Here is a 22,658-nt window from a genome sequence, read left to right on the forward strand (position 1 = left end):
AATTTAAAAATATAAAGCAATGAAAATTAGTTATCTGTTCCTTATAAGTTTGTTTTCAATAGTTAGTGTTCATGCACAGCAGTTACCTTATAAAAATCCCTCTCTTAGTTCTACAGAACGGGCAAAGGATTTAATTTCAAGATTAACACTCGAAGAAAAAGCTGCATTGATGTGTGATCAATCCGATGCTGTTCCAAGACTTGGAATTAAAAAATTTAACTGGTGGAGTGAGGCATTGCATGGCTATGCAAATAATGATAATGTAACTGTTTTTCCAGAACCTATTGGTATGGCAGCCTCATTTGACGATCAGTTTGTTTATCGCGTATTTGATGCGGTATCTGATGAAGCCAGAGCTAAATACAACCAGTGGATTCAAAACGGTAATGAAAATAAACGCTTTTTAAGCCTATCAGTTTGGACTCCCAACGTAAATATTTTTAGAGATCCCCGCTGGGGACGCGGTCAGGAAACCTATGGTGAAGATCCTTATCTAACTTCCCGTATGGGAATTTCAGTTGTGAAAGGTCTGCAAGGTCCAGCCGATGCTAAATACCGTAAGCTTTTAGCCTGTGCAAAACATTTTGCTGTTCATTCAGGCCCAGAATGGAGCAGACATGAATTGAATTTGAATAATATAAATCCAAGAGAATTATACGAAACATATCTGCCGGCATTTAAAGCCTTAGTCCAAGATGCAGATGTAAGACAGGTGATGTGTGCCTATCAGCGTCTGGATGATGAGCCTTGCTGCAGCAATACCAGACTTTTACAGCGTATTCTTCGTGATGAATGGGGATTTAAGTACTTGGTTGTTTCAGATTGTGGCGCCGTTACGGATTTTTACACTACTCATAAAGTTTCATCAGATGCGGTACATGCAGCTTCGAAAGCTGTACTTGCAGGAACAGATGTAGAATGTGTTTGGGAAAAATATCCTTTTAAAGAACTGCCGCAAGCTGTTGCAAAAGATTTAATAAAAGAATCGGATATTAATAAAAGTCTGCTTCGTGTTTTAGAAGGCCGATTCGAGTTAGGTGAGATGGATGATGATGCGATAGTGCCTTGGACAAAAATTCCAGCCTCGGTTCTTAATAATAAAAAACATCAGCAGTTAGCATTAGAAATGGCTCAAAAGTCAATGACACTTCTGCAGAATAAAAACGATGTTCTCCCTTTAGATAAAAAAACAAGCAAAATTGCAATTATAGGACCAAATGCTGATAATGAGCCTATGTTATGGGGGAATTATAATGGAACACCAGTTAGAACGATTACAATAAAAGACGGAATTGAATCCAAAATAAATGCAAATAAACTCTTTTATGATAAAGCCTGTGATTTAGTAGAAGATAAAGTAACCCAGACTTATTTTGACCAAATTTCATTTGAAGGTAAAAAAGGAATGAAAGCTACTTATTGGAATAATCTAAATAGAGAGGGGGGCAGCGTAATATCGCAGCAGATTGTTAATCCTATAAAAATGACTACTGCGGGTCAGCATGAATTTGCCTCAGGAGTTAAGCTGGAAGGATTTTCAGCTAAATATGAAGCAGAATATTTAGCTAAGCAAAATGACACTCTTGTTTTTAAAACGGGTATTACGGGTGTTTTCGAATTAGTAGTGAACGGAAAATCAATTTCAAAAAGCAACAACTGGCGTACAGTTCCTGCTAATATTCCATTTGTTGTAGAAGCCGGGAAAAAATATAAAATCGAAGTTCTTTATGCGCAGTCAAACAATTGGCAGGCGAATCTTGAATTCGATTTTGGAAAAGGATTTGATATTGATTTTGGCAAATTGATTCAAAAATTAAAAGGCATTGACACAGTAGTTTTTGTAGGCGGACTTTCAACTCTGCTTGAAGGTGAAGAAATGCCGGTTTCATACCCTGGTTTTAAAGACGGTGACCGTACTAATATTGAGCTTCCAGCTGTGCAGAGAAAATGTTTAAAAGAATTAAAAGCTGCAGGCAAAAAAGTAATTTTTGTAAACTGTTCGGGTTCCGCTATAGCTTTAACGCCTGAGACAGAAAGCTGTGATGCCATTTTGCAGGCATGGTATCCGGGAGAATCCGGAGGTCAGGCTGTTGCCGATGTGCTTTTTGGAGATTATAATCCAGCAGGAAAACTGCCTGTTTCATTTTATAAAAACTCAGAGATATTAGGTGATTTTGAAGATTATTCAATGAAAAACCGTACTTATCGATACACTACAGATGTGTTGTTTCCTTTTGGTTTTGGATTGAGTTACTCTAAATTTAATATTGAAACAGGAAAATTGAACAAGACAACTATAAAACCGAATGAAAATACGCAATTGAGTTTTCTAATAGAAAACTTAAGCAAGCGTGAAGGAACAGAGATTGTCCAAATATATGTTCGAAAATTAAATGATTCCGACGGTCCTTTAAAAACATTGAAAGCTTTTAAACGAATCAATCTGAAAGCGGGAGAAAAACAAAATATTACTATTGATTTACCAGCGTCTTCATTTGAATTTTATGATTCAAATATAAAAGGAATGAAGGTAACTTCAGGTGAGTATGAAGTCTATTATGGAAATAGTTCAGATGCTAAAGATTTAAAAATGAGCAAAGTTTCAATTCAATAAAACAGAGAAAGATCATGCCTTTCTTTAGAATAAAATAAAGCCGCTGGGTGTAATTCATGAAAATTTTATTTAACACATAGAAACATAGATTTTAGGTATTAAAAGATTGCAAAAAAAAAGAAATACATTTCTTTCACATAGAGAGCTATGTGTGTTATAAATAAGTGAAACGCCTACTTTTAAGTTTGCAAAATCTATGTTTCTATGTGTTGAAAATTATTGCACCCAACGGATTAAATAAATATAAAAAATTATGCTAATTAACAACCAATCAACTATGAGGATCAAATATATTTTATGCTTTTGTCTGTTCAGTTTTTTTGCTTTAAAAGCACAATCGATTGTTGAAAGCCCTGACGGAAAACTAAAAGTATCAGTTTCTTTAAACAATGGGAGACCTTTTTATAGTGTTGCTTACAATGGGAAACCTTTTTTAGAAAATTCCCCGCTGGGTTTAAAAACGAATGTCGGTGATTTTGCATCGGGATTGGCTTTAGAAACTACTGTGAATCAAAATAAAATTGATGAAACGTATGAGTTACCCAATATAAAGCAAAGCAAAGTGCATTATGTGGCTAACGAGGCTGTATTTTCTTTTACCAAAGATGGAAAAAAAGCTATTGATGTAATTTTTAGGGCAAGTAATAATAATGCAGCTTTTAAGTATAAAGTGTATTCGCAAAAAGAAGACCGTTCTTGTGTAGTGCAGGAAGAAGTTTCTGGTTTTTTATTGCCTGAAGGAACAACTACTTTTCTTTGTCCTCAGAGTGAGTCAATGGTTGGATTTGCGAGAACAATGCCAAGTTATGAAATGTCCTATACCGTTGATGCTCCAATGGGAAAAAATGGAATTGGAAATGGATATACTTTTCCATGTCTTTTTAAAGTAAATACCAATGGGTGGGTATTAATCTCTGAAACCGGTGTGGACAGCAACTATTGTGGCAGCAGACTTATAGGCAATGATAATGGTCTATACACAATAGGATTCCCAATGCAGGGTGAAAATAATGGAAATGGAACTACTGCTCCAGGTATTCCATTGCCGGGAGAAACACCTTGGAGAACAATTACTATAGGGGAAACATTGGCTCCAATTGTAGAAACAACTATTCCGTTTGATTTGGTTAAACCAAAATACGAAGCTTCTCAACAATACCAATATACAAAAGGTTCATGGAGCTGGATTATGAAAATGGATAACAACACCACTTTTCCAGTTCAAAAACAGTATATCGATTTTAGTAACGCTATGGGATATAAAACCATCTTAGTTGATGCGCTTTGGGACACACAAATAGGTAAAGATAAAATTGCCGAACTGGCTAAATATGGCGCAAGTAAAGGAGTAGGACTTTATTTGTGGTACAATTCTAATGGGTATTGGAATGATGCTCCCCAAGGTCCTAGAGGAATTATGGATAATAGCATCATCCGCCGCAAGGAAATGGCCTGGATGAAAAGCATTGGTGTTAAAGGAATCAAAGTCGATTTTTTTGGCGGAGACAAACAGGTAACAATGAAGCTGTACGAAGACATTTTAGCCGATGCGAATGATTTTGGCATCATGGTTATTTTTCATGGCTGTACTTTACCTAGAGGCTGGGAACGAATGTATCCAAATTATGCAGCAAGCGAAGCTGTTCTTGCGAGCGAAAATTTACATTTTGGTCAGGGAAGCTGTGATAATGAAGCAGCGAATGCCTCTATACATACTTTTATCCGAAACGTGGTTGGAAGCATGGATTTTGGAGGAAGCGCTTTGAATAAATTTTATAATGCTGATAACACGCCTAATAAAGGTTCAAAACGAATGACTTCGGATGTATTTGCTTTGGCTACAGCCGTATTGTTTCAAAGCGGAGTACAGCATTTTGCTTTGGCACCAAATAATTTGACAGATGCTCCGGATTGGGCTGTTAACTTTATGAAAGAAGTACCGACAACTTGGGATGAAGTTCGTTTTTTAGACGGTTATCCAGGTAAATATGTGGTGCTTGCCCGTCGCAAAGGCACAAAATGGTATATAGCAGGTGTTAATGCTCAAAAAGAAACACTGAAAATTAATTTAAAATTATCAATGATTACTGCTGGTACGGAATTAAAGCAGTACAGTGATGATGTAAAATTGAATGGAAAAATAAGCACTTTAAAAATTAATAAAAGCCAGTTGGTTCAATTGACAATACCTTGTAATGGAGGAGTGCTAATGGTCAATTAAGAGACAGTTTTATTTTAATTAACTAAAATATAATGAGGAATCTAACCTGTATTTTTAAAATCGAAATGGCGTTAATATTTATAATTAACACGATTTCATTTGCTCAAAATCCGCTTATTACAGATCAGTTTACGGCCGATCCTTCTGCTAGGGTATTTGGGGATAAAGTCTATATTTTTCCGTCTCATGATATACTTGCAACAGAAGGAAAAGGACGCAAAGACTGGTTTTGTATGGAAGATTATCATGTGTTTTCTTCGGACAACTTAACTGATTGGAAAGATCACGGAATGATTGTCGAACAAAATAAAGTGCCTTGGGTTAAGCCTAACAGTTATAGCATGTGGGCTCCGGATTGTATACAAAGAAATGGTAAGTACTATTTCTATTTTCCAAGTATTCCTAAAGATACGGTTAATTATAAAAAAGGGTTTGCGGTAGGTATAGCAATTGCTGATAAACCTGAAGGTCCTTATATACCAGAAACTAATCCGATAAAAGGTGTCAGCGGAATCGACCCTAATGTTTTTATTGACAAAGACGGACAGGCTTATTTGTATTGGTCTGGAGGAAATATTTTTGTGGCCAAATTAAAAGAAAACATGACCGAATTAGATTCTGAGGTAAAAACTCTTGAGAATCTGCCTGCCAAAGGATTAAAAGAAGGGCCGTATATGTTTGAGAGAAACGGGATTTATTACCTGACTTATCCTCATGTCGAGAACAAAATTGAACGTTTAGAATATGCAACAGGCAATAATCCGTTAGGGCCATTCAAAGTAGCGGGTGTTATTATGGATGAATCACCTTCAGGCTGCTGGACCAATCATCATTCGATTATAGAATTTAAAAAGCAGTGGTATTTGTTTTATCATCATAATGATTTGTCTCCTCAGTTTGATAAAGCAAGATCAATCAGAGCCGATTATTTGCATTTCAATCCAGATGGAAGCATTCAAAAAGTCACTCCTACTTTAAGAGGAATTGGAATTACAAAAGCAACAGATCAAATTCAAATTGACCGATATTCTGAAATAAATGACAGAGGAGTTTCAATTTCATTTCTAGACAGCCTCAATACTTTTAATGGCTGGAAAACAACTTTCAATCAATCAGGAGGCTGGATACAGTACAATAATGTTGATTTTGGAAAAAAAAAATTAAAATCAGTCACAGTAAAAGCTTTTTCAGAAAAAGGAGGAGTACTTCAAATAGCTGTTAAAGGAAAAAAACAAACGGTTATTGCTGAAGTGATTATTCCTAAGGGAATTAATTGGACAGAAATAAAAACACCGTTATTAAAAACGGAATCAGGGATTCAAAATTTGATTATTTCATCAAAAGATGATAATCAGATTGAGGTCGATTGGATAAAATTTGAACAGTAATTATAATAAAATCAATCAATAATAAATATTAGCAAGAAATGAAAAAGATACAGATAGTTTTATTTTCGTCATTAATAATGGGTTTGTTCTCCTTTACAGACATAGGAGATAAAGGTAAGTCCAAAGCAAAAACAGCAAAAAATCCGCCTGTGTTCTCCAAGGTTGTCTATCAGGGAGATGATCAAATTTATAAAAAATATCCATTAAAAGCGGGTGAGTTTTATAGCCCTGTTCTGCAGGGATGTTATCCTGATCCGGCTATTACCCGAAAGAGAGACGATTTCTACATGGTCTGTTCTTCGTTCGCGATGTTTCCCGGTGTGCCAATTTTTCATTCTAAAGATTTAGTGAACTGGACTGACTTAGGCGGGGTATTAAATAATGTTAACGAATTCAATCCGCATGATACTGGTATCAGTCAAGGAGTTTATGCTCCGGGGATAACTTATAATCCGCATAATGATACTTTTTATATGATTGTAACAGCATTTTCCGGCGGACTTGGAAATATCATGGTAAAAACAAAAGATCCGATGAAAGGATGGGGAAGCCCTATTAAACTTGATTTTGGCGGAATTGATCCTTCTGTTTTCTTTGATGATAACGGTAAAGGATATATTGTACATAATGATGCTCCGGATAAAGGAAAAGAATTATATGAGGGGCACCGCGTAATTAAAGTATGGGAATATGATGTTGCCACTGATAAAGTTATTCCGGGCACGGATAAAATTATTGTTGATGGCGGAGTAGATCTTTCGAAAAAACCTATATGGATTGAAGCGCCTCACTTGTACAAAAAAAACGGTCTCTATTATTTAATGTGTGCCGAAGGTGGTACAGGTGGAAATCATAGTGAAGTTATATTTATTAGTGACAGCCCAACAGGACCATTTAAACCATCTTCTAATAATCCAATTTTAACACAAAGATATTTTCCACAGGATAGAGCAGATAAAGTGGATTGGGCAGGACATGCTGATTTAGTATTAGGACCGGATAATAAGTATTATGGAGTGTTTTTAGGAATTCGTCCAAATGAAAAAGACAGAGTAAATGCTGGACGCGAAACCTTTATGCTGCCTGTAGACTGGTCTGGAACGTTTCCTGTTTTTGAAAATGGATTAGTTCCGATGGAGCCAAAATTAAAAATGCCAAACGGAGTTGAAAATAAAACCGGCAAGGATGGATTTTTCCCAAATGGCAATTTTACTTTTGAAGAAAATTTCACTTCCAATAAATTAGATTACAGATGGATAGGATTAAGAGGACCGCGTGAAAATTTTATCACAGTGACTAAAAAAGGACTTCAGATTAATCCGTTTCAAGTGAATATCAAAGAACTTAAACCAACTTCTACACTTTTTTACAGACAGCAGCACAATAGTTTCACTTTCGCAGCAACTATAGACTACAAACCGGCATCCGAAAAGGATTTGGCAGGTATTACTTGTCTGCAAAATGAGCGTTTTAATTATGTTTTTGGTATTACCAAAAAAGGAAATGACACTTATATTTTGTTGGAAAGAACAGAAAAAGGACAGTCAAAAATTATTGCAAGCTCTAAAATAGACATCAAGAATCCATTGCGACTGCAGGTAAAAGCAACAGGAGACAGTTATGAATTTAGTTATTCTGCAAATGGTACTGATTTTCAAAATTTAGGAGGAGCAGTCTCTGGAGATATTCTTTCAACTAATGTTGCTGGAGGTTTTACAGGAGCATTAGTTGGGTTGTATGCTACAGCCTCTAATGATGCTAAGCCTGAGTAAATAAAAAGATGTAAAAACAATACCAATTCAATATAATAGAATGCCAATTTGTTAAGTATGAAAAAAATATATGTTATGCGGATTTTGTTTTTAAGCCTGTTCATTTTGGTTTTGGGATGTAAATCCAATCAAACAGCAACAGCAGAAGAAACGCAGAAAGCAAGTGCTCAAAATTGGATAGGAACTTGGGCTACGGCTCAGCAGTTAGTAGAACCTAATAATATGCCTCCGCCTCCTGGTCTTACTGATAATACGCTGAGGCAGATTATCAGGGTTTCAATAGGAGGAAAACAGCTGAGGTTACGTTTTTCGAATATATTTAGTGACCAGCCAACAGTTTTAAAATCCGTAAGTATTGCAAATGTTGTTGATGCTCCGAGTATTGATGGTACAACACAAAAAGCACTAACCTTCAAAGGAAATTCTGGGATAACAATAAGTCCAGAACAAGAAGTGTTTTCAGATGCTTTTGATTTTGCTTTACAGCCGGGACAGCTTTTGGCTATTACCATTCATTATGGAACAGCTTCGCAAAAAATATCCGGACATCCTGGTTCCCGCACGACTTCTTATATTTTGGAAGGAGATAACCTTAATAATGCCGCTTTTTCGGGAGCAGTAAAAACAGATCACTGGTATTCAATTATGGGGGTGGATGTGATTGCTCCAAAAAAATCGGCAAGCATTGTCTGTTTAGGAAATTCCATTACAGACGGCCGCAGTTCTGGTACAAATAAGCAGAACAGATGGACTGATATTTTATCTGCCCGTTTATTGGCTAATAAAAATACGGAGCATATTGGAGTTTTGAATTTAGGAATTGGAGGAAACTGTGTTGTCAGAGGAGGATTAGGACCAACGGCATTAAATCGATTTGACAGAGACGTTCTTTCTCAGGCGGGTACAAAATGGTTAATCCTTCTGGAAGGAGTAAATGATATTGGAGGAATCAAGCGTGCAGAAGATGCTCCAATTCGGGCACAAGAACTTATTGATGCTTATAAAATGATGATTGATAAAGCTCATGCGAAAGGGATAAAAGTATATGGATGCACTATTCTGCCGTTTCAAAAATCCTTTTATGATGCACCCTACCGTCAGGAAGCAAGAGATATTGTAAATGCTTGGATTCGGACTAACAGCGGTTTTGATGCTGTAATCGATTTTGATAAAGCAATGGCTTCAGAGCCTGGTTCTAGAACTATTTTATCCAATATGCATGACGGAGATTTTCTGCATCCAAATGAATTGGGTTATAAAAGAATGGGAGAAACGATAGATTTAGGTTTGTTCAAATAGCGTATAAGCAGGTTTTTAGTAACTAAAAAGAATCTCAATGTGATAAAGTTTTTTGCATAATTAGAGAAGTAGATTTTAATTAAAAAATAATTACTGATGAAAAATATTTTTTTTACTGTTGCCGTATTAACATGCTTTGCTTTTGCAGATAAAATCCTTGAACCTCTTACTACAGAAGTTCAGGTAAAGCAAGGTAAGTTAGTAGGAGCTGCCGAGGAAGGTTTGTTAGTTTTTAAAGGTATTCCGTTTGCAAAACCGCCAATTGGAAATCTCAGATGGCGAGTGCCTCAGCCTATAAAAAAATGGGAAGGCGTGCTGCAGGCAGATAAATTTGCTCCCGGTCCAATGCAGGGAGGTAATCCTCCATCTGGAAAAAGTGAAGACTGCCTGTACTTAAACGTATGGACGCCTGCCAAATCTGCAAAAGAAAAAGTTCCAGTATTAGTATGGATTTATGGCGGTGGATTTGGAGCAGGAGCAACTTCTGAAGCATCTTATAATGGTAAAAATTTGGCTAAAAAAGGTGTTGTATTGGTAAGCATAGCCTATCGTGTAGGCCAGTTAGGTTTTATGGCACATCCAGAATTGAGTGCTGAAAATCCAAAAAATGTTTCAGGGAACTATGGATTACTAGATATGATTGCAGGTCTGCAGTGGGTAAAAGAGAATATTGCCGCTTTTGGAGGCGATCCAAATAAAGTAACCATTTTTGGAGAATCAGCCGGAGGGATTGCTGTAAGTATGTTGTGTGCTTCGCCTTTAGCGAAAGGTCTTTTTAATGGTGCTATCTCACAAAGCGGAGGCTCATTCGGACCTTCAAGGGCTACTACTTATCCGGGTGAAAATATGAAAACACTTAAGACTGCCGAGAACGAAGGATTAGATTATATGAAAACTGCCGGAGTCACTTCAATTGAAAAACTGCGGTCTATTGAGGCTGATAAATTGCCTACAGGACGTGGATGGCCTATTGTTGATGGATGGGTAATTCCTGATGATCAATACAAATTATATGAAGCAGGCAAATATAATGATACTCCAATTCTTATTGGCTACAATTCAGATGAAGGATCCAGTTTTACCAGAACCAAAGACCCAAAGGAATTTATCAGCAGTGTCGAAACGCGTTACGGTAAATTTGCTGAAAGTCTTTTAAAAGCTTACCCTGTAAGTGATTCTTCAGTTCCTAAAACGGCTCGAGATTTAGCCCGAGATGCGGCTTTTGGCTGGCAGACCTGGTCTTGGGCCAGACTTCAGGCAAAGACTGGAAAGTCAAAAGTGTTTTTTTATTATTTTGATCAGCATCCAGACCATCCTAAAGACTCACCTTATTATGGTTTTGGTTCTTATCACGGTCAAGAAGTGGCATATGTTTTTGAAAATTTAGATAAATCAAATCCACAAACAAGCAAATCAGATTTAGAGATTTCAAATTTAATGGGAACTTATTGGACAAACTTTGCCAAACATGGCGATCCAAATGGAAAAGATGTTCCTAATTGGCCTGCCTTCAGCGATTCAAATCCTAAATTAATGTACTTCAATAATACTGCTTACACAGGTCCGGTTCCAAGTGCAGCATCCCTAGAGGTTTTAGATTCTTATTTTTCTTGGAGGCGGTCTCCTGAAGGAGAAGCTTGGGCAAAGTAAATTCTTGTACTAAATCATAAACACTTACACTTAACTGAACTTTAAATGATGAAAAGAATTTTGAACCTAATGATAGTTAGTATTTTAGTATTTACTGCAGACACAATCTATTCTCAACAAGACCCTAATTTTCATATTTATTTGAGTTTTGGCCAGTCCAATATGGAAGGAAATGCGAAAATTGAACCGCAGGATACAGTAGGCGTAGATAACCGTTTTCAGGTTTTGGAAGCGGTAAACTGCCCAGAGCTGAAACGTGAAAAAGGCAAATGGTACACAGCTGTTCCTCCATTATGCCGATGTAAGACGGGTTTGACGCTGACGGATTTTTTTGGGAGAACAATGGTCACTCAGCTTCCTAAAAATGTAAAAGTAGGAATCATAAATGTGGCAGTTGGCGGCTGTAAAATTGAACTTTTTGATAAAGATAAATATGAGGCATACATGACAACTGCTCCCGACTGGATGAAAGGAATGGTAAAAGAATATGATGGAAATCCTTATGGGAGGCTGGTTGAAATGGCCAAAATTGCTCAAAAAGACGGAGTGATAAAAGGCATTTTACTGCATCAGGGAGAATCAAATACAGGAGATACACTTTGGACAAAAAAGGTTAAAATAGTTTACGACAATCTGATGAAAGACCTTAATCTGAATCCGATGAATGTTCCCTTGCTTGCTGGAGAAACTGTTAATGCTGATCAAGGCGGAATTTGTGCCAGTATGAATACTATCATTGCAACCCTTCCAAAAACGATACCTAATTCCCATGTCATTTCATCCAGCGGATGTAATGTTGCTAAAGATAATCTGCATTTTGATGCAGCGGGTTATAGAGAATTAGGAAAAAGATATGCTGAGAAAATGCTGTCGCTAAATGGAAATAAAGGTTCTAAATGAGATAGATTTTTTTATTGAATATGCATCAAAAAAGGATATTAAGTTACAGCCAATCAAATACATTTTATAAAATGAAAAAAGCAATTAAAGATTTTCGTGATATTTTTAAAGGAAGGCTGTTTGTAGTTTTACTTTTTGTGCTGTTTTCTGTATTTGTTCAGTCACAAGCGATACTCACTTTATATCCGTCTGATATACCTAATTCAAAACCATCAGCGATAAAAGAGTCTGGAATAGGAATGTATAAAGATGTAACTGTCCCAACTCTTGAATATTTTAAACCCAATAACGAAAAAGCTTCGGGAACAGCAATAATCATTGTTCCGGGCGGCGGTTATTCAGTTGTGGTGTATGATGGTGAAGGCGTAAGTACTGCCAAAGCTTTGGCTGAAAAAGGAATAGCAGCATTTGTACTTAAATACCGATTGCCAAATGATGCCATCATGACGGATAAAAAAATAGGTCCGTTACAGGATGCACAGCAGGCCATTAAATTGGTAAGAGACAATGCGGAAAAATGGGGATTAGACAAAAATAAAATTGGCATTATGGGTTTTTCAGCAGGGGGACATTTAGCCTCTACGGCTGCAACACATTTTGGAAAATGGTATATAGAAAATAAAGAGAATACAACTCTGCGTCCTGATTTCCAGATTTTGGTGTATCCGGTTATCAGTATGACAGATTCTTTGACTCATTCCGGTTCAAGAGATAATCTGCTGGGAAAAAATCCAAGCAGGGAAGATGTCGATTTATTCTCGAATGAACTTCAGGTTCAGTCTGATACACCTCCAGCGTATTTGACACATACTGCCGATGATAAGGTAGTAGATGTTGACAATAGCATTGTCTATTTTGAAAAATTGAGACATCATAAAGTACCTGTTGAGATGCATATTTATCCAAAAGGAGATCATGGATTTATTTTTAAGCATCCAGGATGGATGGAACCATTATTCAGCTGGCTGGAAAGTAATGCCTGGCTGAAAAAATAATTTATTCAGAATATTTTTTAATAACTAATCAACCCTACAAAATGAAAAACCAAAGATATTTATTCAAGAACATTCATAATGTCGGTTTGTTTGTTTTGACTGTTATTGTCTCTTCTAATATGCTTTTTGCTCAGGAGAAAAAGAAATCGAAAGGAGCTTTTGAAACTATAAAATACAGAAATGTTTTTTTGGAAGCCGGCTATAAAAAAGACGCTGTTGACAAGAAACTTGCTAAAGCATATTATGATGTTTTCGAAGGGCCTAACCGTGTTTATTTTACAGTTGGAGATACTATGGCTTACGTATCTGATGTGAAGAATAAAGATGCAAGAACAGAAGGAATGTCATACGGAATGATGGTTGCAGTTCAATTGGATAAAAAAGATGTTTTTGATAAAATATGGAGATTTTCCAAAGCATATCTGCAGCATCAAAAAGGCCCTCGCGAAGGTTATTTTGCATGGAGTTTTAATCCCGCTACTATGAAGCAAAACTCCCCAGGTTCAGCATCTGATGGGGAGTTGTATTATATTACCAGCCTTTTATTCGCATCAAATAAATGGGGAAATAATACAGGAATTAATTATTATAAAGAAGCCAGACGAATCTTAGATGCTATGTGGAAAAAAGACGGAACAGGCAATATTTACAATCTTATCAATACCGAACATAAGCAAATAACTTTTGTTCCTGAAGGGAAAAATTATAATTGGACAGACCCTTCTTACCATTTACCTGCCTTTTATGAAGTTTGGTCTGAATATGCAAAAGACGGGCATGAGCAATTTTATAGAGATTGCGCAGATACTTCAAGAGTGTTTTTTAAGAGAGCGACACATCCGGTAACGGGTTTGAATTCCGATTATACAGAATTTGACGGAAATCCTCATGTTACCCCTTGGATGCCGGCTGGTTTTCGCTACGATTCTTGGCGTGTTCCTATGAATATTGCAATGGATTATGTGTGGTTTGGTAAGGACAAAAAATGGCAGAAAGAGTATGCGGTAAAATTCCAAAAATTCCTGAGATCTAAAGGAATGGATACTTATGAAGATCAGTTTAATCTGGACGGTTCAACACCCGAATTTATTCTGCAGGCAGGTACAGTGAAGAAACTGAGACATTCTATCGGGTTAGTTTCTACAGCAGCGACCACGGCATTAATAAATGATGAAAAAGGAAGCTTGGATTTTGTACATGCTGTTTGGAATGCCAAGCTCGAACCTTATGAGGATGGTTATTTTGACCCCTACTATGATGGTCTGATGTATCTTTTCAGTTTGATGCATTTAAGCGGTAATTATCAGATTATCACCCCGCAGGGCAAATAGTGTTTTTTCAAAAAGGTTTTTTTAGATAAAAAGCTGAACACGATTTATTATTATCTCCAATGCTGAAATTGTTGGCTGTAATTAAACCTTGGATCTTTTTTTTGAATGATGGCAAAAAAGCGAAATATTTCCCTTTAGCCCCGATAGAAGCGGAAATCCTTGTGAGCTGGGGTTCGGCTCACAAGATTGTAGTGGATAGCGGGACAATACTTGCTGAAAATACCTAATCTTTCTGCTCCAAAAAATTATAATCGGGTTCAGATTAAAAATTAATTGAGCATATAAAGTTGATGAGATATGCTTGCCTTAATTCCTGTTTAAACTGAATAGGAGTACTAGAATAAGCTCAAAATATATTGCAAATAATTATTATTAATCAATAAAAAACCACAAGATTATGAAACAGTACTCAATTGTTTTAGTGTTATCATTGACTTTGATCAGTTCGATAATGATGGCACAGACAGCTTCATCAAAAGTTATTGAAGATTTTAAGCCATCTTCACTCAACCAGCCAGGGAAAGATTTTCCGCAGGTGAACTCGCAGGGTTATGCCCGTTTTCGAATTGAAGCACCCGCTGCTGACAGTGTTAGGGTTAGCCTTGGATTAGGAGGCAAGGGAGGAACAAAATTAATGAAATCAGCAGATGGATTTTGGACTGGAACTACAGCCGGACCTATGGATGAGGGTTTCCATTACTACAACCTTACTATCGATGGAGGAAAATTTAACGATCCCGGAGCATTGAACTTTTATGGTTCTGTCCGCTGGGAAAGCGGTATCGAAATACCTGCTCACGACCAAGATTTTTATGCATTAAAAGCAGTGCCTCACGGTCATGTACAGCAAATACTTTTTCCTTCAAAAAGTACTAATACATCACGACGTGCATTTGTTTATACACCTCCCAGTTACGAAAAAGAGCAGTCAAAAAAATATCCTGTATTATACTTACAGCACGGATGGGGCGAAGATGAAACTGCATGGAGCAATCAGGGACACGCCAATTTGATTATGGATAACCTTATCGCCGAAGGAAAAATTAAGCCTTTTATTATTGTGATGACGTATGGAATGACAAACGAAATTAAGTTTGGCGGATTAAGAAATTTTGATATTACTCCTTTTCAAACCGTTTTGGTTGATGAGCTAATTCCATACGTGGATGCTAATTTCCGTACAATCGCTAAGCAGTCGCATCGTGCCATGGGTGGACTTTCTATGGGAGGAATGGAAACACGCATGATTACGCTTAATAAAACGGATGTTTTCTCTCAGTATGCTCTGCTTAGCGGAGGACTTTATAAGCCAGAGGATATTAAAGATAAATCCAAAGTAAAACTTGTCTTTTTGAGCTGTGGAAGTAAAGAAAATCCAGATGGAGTCAAAAATGCAGCTACAGCACTTAAAAATGCTGGCTTCAATGCTGTTTCGTATGTATCGGAAGGGACTGGACATGAATTTCAAACATGGAGACGCAGTTTGAAAGAACTAGCTCCATTATTATTTAAAGAGTAGTATAAAACCAATAAATCAATATATCATGAAAAAATTTAATATGGTTTTATCGATTAGTTTAGATTCTAATTCCTCTTTTTTGAAGAAAACAATAATGCTTATTTGTTTTTGCAGTATTTCAAATAGTGTTTTGGCTCAAAAATTAGTGTTAAACGAAAAAGAATATTTCGAAACTCAGGGATTGAATGTCTGGGTTTTTAATAATGAATACAACGGAATGTTTTTTGACGAAAAAACAGCTGGTATTGAATTCATTCATCATGGCGTTCGAACAGTAACCGGTGGAGCGGTCAGGCTTCAGAACACACCGGAGCAGTGGGATTTGATTCCAAAAATGACGAGTCGGAAAGTTGATAAAGCGAACAATACAATTGAATTGACACTAAGATATGAGGAATTTAATTTTGATTCCAAAATCATGGTTACGCCGAAGGGAAAAGGCTTTGTTATAAATGTTGTATTAGACAAACCTGTTCCAAAAGAATTGGAAGGAAGAGCAGGATTTAATTTAGAATTTATACCAACTTCTTATTTTGAAAGCAATTATTTAGTTGATGGAAGAGCGGGAACATTTCCAAGATATCCTGCAAGCAATACTGAAATTAGACCTTTGCCTGAAAAAATACCTCAATTTGCGGGACATACAACATTTGATGATCGTGGAAGAAATGAATTTATAGCGACTCTGCCATTAGAATCTGGTAAACAGCTAATTCTTGCGCCTGAAAACCCAGAGCGTCGTGTAAAAATCCAGTCCGAAGATCAGAATGTTATGCTTTTTGACGGCAGAAATCTAGGGCAGAACGGCTGGTTTATTGCCAGAAGTATTTTTCCAGCAAATAAATCGGGTAAAGTGCTAAGCTGGTATGTCGAACCCAATGCTATTCCAGATTGGATAAGAGAGCCGGTGATAGGATTTTCCCAGGTGGGTTATATGCCAAGCCAAAAGAAAGTTGCAGTTATTGAACTTGATAAAAACGATAAACCTTTAGCTGAAGCATCAATTTTTAAGCTTGACGAAAATGGAAAATTTGTCGAAAAACTGAAAACAGCTGTTAAGGTTTGGGGAAAATATCTACGATACAATTATGCCCAAGTTGATTTTAGCTCGGTTAAAGAAAAAGGTATTTATTACATCCAATATGGGAAGCAAAAAACAAACACTTTCCAGATTGCTGATGATATTTACTCAAAAGTATGGCATCCAACTATGGACGTATGGTTTCCAGTTCAGATGGATCACATGGAGGTGAACGAGGCATATAGAGTTTGGCACGGAAAACCATTTTTAGATGATTGTCTCCAAGCGCCATTGAATCACGAGCATTTTGACGGATACAAACAAGGTCCTACAACCGATACTAAATACAAACCTCTTGAACGTATTCCAAATATGGCAGTGGGAGGCTGGTTTGATGCGGGAGATTTTGATATACAGACTTTTTCGCATGTCAGCGTAATCAATAGTTTCGTTGAATCATGGGAAGCATTCAAAGTAAATAGAGACGAAACTTATATCGATCAAAAAACGCAGTTTGTTGATATTCACCGTCCTGACGGCAAACCTGATTTATTGCAGCAGATTGAGCATGGAGTTTTGAATCTCGTTGCACAAGTTGAAAATATTGGACATCCTGTAAGAGGTATAGTTGTGCCAAATCTGCATCAGTATCATCATTTAGGAGATGCATCTACTGAAACAGATAACCTTCCGTATAATGCCTCTCTAAAGCCATATGAGTCTAATGGAGCTTCGAGCGGCACACGGGATGACCGATGGGCATTTACAAACCGAAGTTCATTTCTTGATTACAGAACGGCAGGTGCATTAGCGTCAGCAAGCAGAGCTTTAAAAGGCTATAATGACGCACTTTCTGCTAAATGTTTGGACATTGCTGTAAAGTTATTCAATGAAGCTAATGAAATTGAAAAAAAAGCAAAACCTGATGATAGCCCGATGTCGAGATGGACTAAAGGAAGCGATATGATTGCGTTGCTGCAGCTGTACATAAGCACAAAAGATGATCAGTATAAAACTGGTTTTTTGAATAAAATTTGGAAATCATTAGATGAAGACTTAGAACGTAATATGAATTCTGCACTGTTAGCTTTGCCATCTATGGACAATGATTACAAAGTAAAATTACGAAGCTATGCAGTTAAGTATAAAGCAAAAATTGATAAAGATAATGCTGATAATCCTTATGGTGTTCCTCTAGTTAAACGAGGTTGGGGAGGCACTTCTCAAGTGATTAATTGGGCGAGTACGAATTATTACATTCATAAAATTTATCCTGATATTATCGATAAAGAATATGTTTACCAAGGACTTAACTATATTTTTGGTTGTCATCCATATTCCAATTTGTCTTTTGTGAATGCTGTAGGAAATAAATCCAAAAAGGTTGCCTACGGAGGTAATCGCGCTGACTTTACAACTATTGCCGGCGGAGTAGTTCCAGGGCTTATTTTTCTTAAGCCTGATTATTTAGAAAATAAAGATGACTGGCCGTTTTTTTGGGGAGAAAATGAGTGTATTATTGATGGCGGCGCTTGGTATGTTTTTCTGGCTAACGCTGTAAATGAATTGGCAGAGAATGAACAAAATAAATAATCATTAAATTTTAAAATATGAAACGATTTATAATTGCAGTCATTTTAATTTCTAATTTACATTGCTACTCAAGCTGGGGGCAGGATGTAAAAGGAATTATTGAGGATTTTAAGCCTTCATCAGTCAACCAGCCCGGAAAACAGTTTCCTCAGGTTAATTCACAAGGCCGAGTGCGTGCTAGTATTCTGGCGCTAAATGCCAATAAAGTCCAGCTTGATATTGGCGGAGTAAAATATGATATGGTAAAGGATAACAATGGTGTTTGGACTGGAGAATCTGTTCCGCAGGACGAAGGATTTCATTATTACCAATTGAATATTGACGGAGCTTCAGTTCCAGACCCCGGGACATTATATTTTTATGGTGCAGGCCGGATGGGAAGCGGCATAGAAATTCCAGCTTCAGACAAAGACTTTTATGCTTTGAAAGATGTACCTCACGGTTTAGTTAGCGAAAATATTTATTTCTCAAAATTAACAAATTCGTTCAGACGCTGTTTTATTTATACTCCTGCTGGTTATAATGAGAATACCAAAACTCGTTTCCCTGTTCTTTACTTACAGCATGGAAGTTTTGAAGATGAAACAGGCTGGGCGGTTCAAGGCAAAGCCAATCTGATTCTGGATAATCTTATTGCAGGTAAAGAGGCTGTGCCAATGATTGTTGTTATGGATAACGGATATGCTTATAAAAAACAAGAAACTACTGAAAACAAACCAGCACAGCCTGCATCTGTTTTTGAGGAAGTAATGATAAATGAAATTATTCCAATGATTGATGCGAAGTTTCGAACCATTTCAGATCGGGAGCATAGAGCAATTGCCGGACTTTCGATGGGAGCTAATCAAACGATGAGAATTGCAGTGAATCATCTGGATAAGTTTGCTTATTATGGAGGATTTAGCGGTACTTCAAATTACCCAAGTTCGGACGAAATTGATCCTGCCGTATTTCTAGGAGGGAAATTTAATGATGCAAAAGCAATAAATAAACAGCTTAAAGTTTTATGGCTTGGACTTGGAACAAAAGAACCAAATCCTTTCCCAGGTTCGATAGGGGCTTTTAGAAAAATGCTTGACAAACAGGGAATTAAGCATGTATATTATGAGTCCAAAGGAACTGCTCATGAGTGGCTGACTTGGAGAAGATCTTTGCATCAATATGCCAGTTTATTATTTAAGTAAATAAAATTTAAAAAGATATTTAAGATGAAAAAAAATCTCTTGTCAATTCTTGCGATGGTTGTTATGACCAGCAGTTTATTGGCACAAAATATAGAAAAAGAAGGGCCAAAGGGTTTTGACCAGGTTCGAACAGGAATTACAAACGGGAAAATTGAGAGTTTAGAATATAGCTCTAAAACCGTTGGCACTATCAGAAAAGTTACTGTATATACTCCGCCGGGGTTTAGTAAAAATAAAAAATACCCGGTTTTATATTTACTGCACGGAATAGGCGGTGACGAAAAAGAATGGCTAAACGGAGGCAGTCCGCAGGTGATATTAGACAATCTATACTCAGAAGGTAAGGTAGAGCCTATGATCGTTGTGATGCCAAACGGCCGGGCAATGAAAGATGACAGTGCCACGGGAAATATAATGGCTCCCGATAAAGTACAGGCTTTTTCGACTTTTGAAAAGGATTTATTAAATGACTTAATTCCTTTTATCGAAAAAAAATATCCAATTCTCAAAGACAGAGAACACCGCGCTATTGCAGGTTTATCTATGGGCGGAGGACAGTCATTAAATTTCGGATTGGGGAATTTAGATAAATTTGCCTGGGTAGGTGGATTTTCATCGGCACCAAATACCAAGATGCCACAAGAGCTGATTCCTAATCCTGAAGAAGCTAAAAAGAAATTAAAACTGCTTTGGATTTCCTGTGGCGACAATGATTGGCTTATTAGTAATAGTAAACGCACACACGATTATTTGTATAAAAAAGATGTGCCTCATATCTATTATATTGAACCCGGAGTTCATGATTTTAAGGTATGGAAAAACGGTTTGTATATGTTCTCCCAGTTTTTGTTTAAGCCGGTAGATCCGACAGGTTTTGCAAAATATACGATTCTGGGAACGCCGGCAGAAACGAATATCCGTAATGCTAAATATCCTCAAATATTGCCGGATAACCGAGTAGTATTTAAAGTTAAGGCACCAGAAGCAGCTAAAGTGCAGATTGATTTAGGTAAAAAGTATGACATGATAAAAGATGAAGAGGGAAATTGGAATGTAACTACCGATGTTATAAACAAAGGATTTAATTATTATTCACTGCTTATTGACGGTGTGGCTGTTGCTGATCCGTCAAGCGAAAGTTTCTATGGCATGGGACGAATGGCCAGCGGTATTGAAATTCCAAATAAAGAAGGAGATTTTTATGCTTTAAATAATGTTCCGCATGGTGATATTAGAATTAAAAAATATTTTTCAAAAGCTACTAATTCATGGCGTGAAATGTATGTATACACACCGCCGGGTTATGAAAATTCTACTGAAAAATATCCGGTTTTATATCTGCTGCACGGTGGAGGGGAAGATCAGAGAGGATGGGCTACACAAGGCAAGGCTAATTTAATTTTGGACAATTTAATAGCCGAAAATAAATCAAAACCAATGGTGATTGCAATGCTTGACGGAAATATGGGAAGTGCAAGAGGAGTTGCAGGCTTCAATGAAGATGCGCTTAAAGCTTTTGAAAATGAATTAAAAATGGGAGCAATACCATTTGTAGAAAGTAATTTTAAAGTAGCAGCAGATGCTAAAAACAGGGCTTTAGCCGGTTTATCGATGGGCGGACTGCAGACGCTTTATGCTGGTGTTAAAAATTCGGATATGTTTTCCAGTATAGGTGTATTTAGCTCAGGCTGGTGGGCAAATAATTCAGATTTATCAGGACCTCAATATGAGTTTATGAAAAATAATGCTGCAGCAATTAATTCAAATATTAAAGAATTTTGGATTTCAATGGGAGGCAAGGAAGATATTGCTTATGAGAATTGTAAAATAATGATGGCTAAATTTGATGAAATGGGTATTAAATACAAATACAGTGAATATTCAGGTGGGCATAACTGGCCTGTTTGGAGACATGATTTATTTATGTTCGCACCATTGTTGTTTAGGTAAAAGGTCACAGATATAGTTTAAAAATAGGTGCTTATTTGCCTTTAGTTTATAAAAAAAGTTTAGCCACAAATCAAACAAATTAATGTTAATTAGTGTGATTTGTGGCTAATCAATTTGAATCTTACATTAAATAAAGGCCTCATTTCAAAGAAAAAGTTGTTCCTCTTTCTATTAAGCTGGTTTTTATTATTTTGGTGGTAAACTCCAATTCGCTTTTGCTTTCCAAGCGATCAACCAGCATTTTTGTTGCCATCTCTCCAATGTATTTACCATGTTGACTTATGGTAGTTATAGTTGGGGTAACATGTTGTGGTAATTTTCCATTGGTAAAACAAATAATGGACATTTCCTCAGGAATTTTGTAATTCATGGATTTAATTAATTGTAAAGATTGAATGGCAGAACTTTCTTCCAGACACAATAAGCCGTCTATAGATTTGTCGGATAGAACAATTTTCATCGAGGTTTCGAGGTCTTCTTTTTTATTTAATCGCACAATGATTTTTTCATTGATAGGGATGTTATGATCTAAGAGTGCTTGTTTGTAACCTTCAACCCTTAATTTACCTACGCTTAAATTATCGATTATGGAAACTAATGCTATTTTTTTGCAACCCGTTTTGATGAGGTGATCTGTGGCATGTCTGGCGCCTTCAAAATCGTTTACAATTACTTTGTCACATTCTATTTCGTCGGTTACTCTGTCGAATAGTACGATGGGAACACCTTCATTTATAGCGTCATTGAAGTGGCTGAAATTTTTATTGATTTGGGTTTCTTCGGCTATGGATACTATAAAACCGTCAATAGTGCCACTTTTTAATAATTCGACTGTGTTTACCTCTTTGTCGTGAGACTCATTAGAAATACAGGAAATTAGATTATAACCTAATTCGGTCGCTTTTTCTTCGATACCAACAAAAACTTCGGTAAAAAAGCTATTCATGATGTTGGGAATAATAACACCCAAGGTTTTGGTTTTTTTATTGAGCAAGCTCAAAGCTATTTTGTTGGGTTTGTAATGATGTCTTTTGGCAAACTCCTGTATTTTTTCTTTGGTTTTTAGACTGATTTCATGGCTGTCATTTAGTGCCTTAGAAACAGTTGCAATAGATACATTAAACTCTGCAGCAATTTTTTTTAATGTAATTCTATTATTCATTTTGTGTATGGTTTGGTTATTTTATGTTGAGGGCTAATTTAAATTAATTTCTTGATACA

General features: G+C 36.6%; 15 protein-coding genes. 14 read left to right on the forward strand and 1 reads right to left on the reverse strand.

The window, feature by feature from the left end; translation table 11 throughout:
• Positions 1–19: 19 nt before the first annotated feature.
• The 14 genes from xyl3A (at position 20) to B0E44_RS08960 (ending at position 21,437) form a co-directional block, all read left to right on the forward strand.
• A complete protein-coding gene (gene xyl3A, locus B0E44_RS08900) occupies positions 20–2,614 on the forward strand; it encodes a xylan 1,4-beta-xylosidase (RefSeq protein WP_077373223.1) in 2,595 nt (864 codons plus the stop codon).
• 277 nt (positions 2,615–2,891) lie between these two features.
• Positions 2,892–4,835 carry a glycoside hydrolase family 97 protein gene (locus tag B0E44_RS08905; RefSeq protein ID WP_124019311.1) on the forward strand — a complete coding sequence of 648 codons (1,944 nt, stop codon included), beginning with the start codon at positions 2,892–2,894 and terminating at the stop codon, positions 4,833–4,835.
• A 65-nt stretch (positions 4,836–4,900) separates the two neighbouring features.
• Positions 4,901–6,223 (forward strand): family 43 glycosylhydrolase, encoded by a 1,323-nt coding sequence (locus B0E44_RS08910; RefSeq protein ID WP_254423273.1) that lies wholly within the window; start codon positions 4,901–4,903, stop codon positions 6,221–6,223.
• Between the two features lie 38 nt (positions 6,224–6,261).
• Positions 6,262–7,995 carry a glycoside hydrolase family 43 protein gene (locus tag B0E44_RS08915; protein ID WP_077373233.1) on the forward strand — a complete coding sequence of 578 codons (1,734 nt, stop codon included), beginning with the start codon at positions 6,262–6,264 and terminating at the stop codon, positions 7,993–7,995.
• A gap of 57 nt (positions 7,996–8,052) precedes the next feature.
• Positions 8,053–9,294, forward strand: a complete 1,242-nt coding sequence (locus B0E44_RS08920) for an SGNH/GDSL hydrolase family protein (protein WP_077373236.1) — start codon at positions 8,053–8,055, stop codon at positions 9,292–9,294.
• Between the two features lie 96 nt (positions 9,295–9,390).
• Positions 9,391–10,944 (forward strand): carboxylesterase/lipase family protein, encoded by a 1,554-nt coding sequence (locus tag B0E44_RS08925; RefSeq protein ID WP_077373239.1) that lies wholly within the window; start codon positions 9,391–9,393, stop codon positions 10,942–10,944.
• Positions 10,945–10,989: 45 nt separating this feature from the next.
• Positions 10,990–11,844, forward strand: coding sequence for a sialate O-acetylesterase (locus B0E44_RS08930; protein WP_077373242.1), 855 nt, complete (start codon positions 10,990–10,992; stop codon positions 11,842–11,844).
• A 71-nt stretch (positions 11,845–11,915) separates the two neighbouring features.
• Positions 11,916–12,839: an alpha/beta hydrolase gene (locus B0E44_RS08935; RefSeq protein WP_077373245.1), complete on the forward strand. Its 924-nt coding sequence runs from the start codon at positions 11,916–11,918 to the stop codon at positions 12,837–12,839.
• A 41-nt stretch (positions 12,840–12,880) separates the two neighbouring features.
• On the forward strand, positions 12,881–14,170 hold the full coding sequence (locus B0E44_RS08940) for a glycosyl hydrolase family 8 (RefSeq protein ID WP_077373248.1): 1,290 nt from the start codon (positions 12,881–12,883) through the stop codon (positions 14,168–14,170).
• Positions 14,171–14,229: 59 nt separating this feature from the next.
• Entirely contained in the window at positions 14,230–14,397 is a 168-nt protein-coding gene (locus B0E44_RS18790) for a hypothetical protein (RefSeq protein WP_165688783.1), read from the forward strand.
• A 170-nt stretch (positions 14,398–14,567) separates the two neighbouring features.
• Positions 14,568–15,689: an esterase family protein gene (locus tag B0E44_RS08945; RefSeq protein ID WP_077373251.1), complete on the forward strand. Its 1,122-nt coding sequence runs from the start codon at positions 14,568–14,570 to the stop codon at positions 15,687–15,689.
• Positions 15,690–15,714: 25 nt separating this feature from the next.
• On the forward strand, positions 15,715–18,303 hold the full coding sequence (locus tag B0E44_RS08950) for a glycoside hydrolase family 9 protein (protein ID WP_217341302.1): 2,589 nt from the start codon (positions 15,715–15,717) through the stop codon (positions 18,301–18,303).
• Between the two features lie 17 nt (positions 18,304–18,320).
• On the forward strand, positions 18,321–19,487 hold the full coding sequence (locus B0E44_RS08955; protein ID WP_077373254.1) for an alpha/beta hydrolase-fold protein: 1,167 nt from the start codon (positions 18,321–18,323) through the stop codon (positions 19,485–19,487).
• Between the two features lie 24 nt (positions 19,488–19,511).
• A complete protein-coding gene (locus B0E44_RS08960; protein WP_077373257.1) occupies positions 19,512–21,437 on the forward strand; it encodes an alpha/beta hydrolase-fold protein in 1,926 nt (641 codons plus the stop codon).
• 139 nt (positions 21,438–21,576) lie between these two features.
• Here B0E44_RS08960 and B0E44_RS08965 read toward each other — a convergent pair whose 3' ends face one another.
• On the reverse strand, positions 21,577–22,599 hold the full coding sequence (locus B0E44_RS08965; RefSeq protein WP_077373260.1) for a LacI family DNA-binding transcriptional regulator: 1,023 nt from the start codon (positions 22,597–22,599) through the stop codon (positions 21,577–21,579).
• Between the last annotated feature and the right edge of the window lie 59 nt (positions 22,600–22,658).

It is taken from the genome of Flavobacterium sp. A45 (assembly GCF_002001005.1).
Classification (GTDB): Bacteria; Bacteroidota; Bacteroidia; order Flavobacteriales; family Flavobacteriaceae; genus Flavobacterium.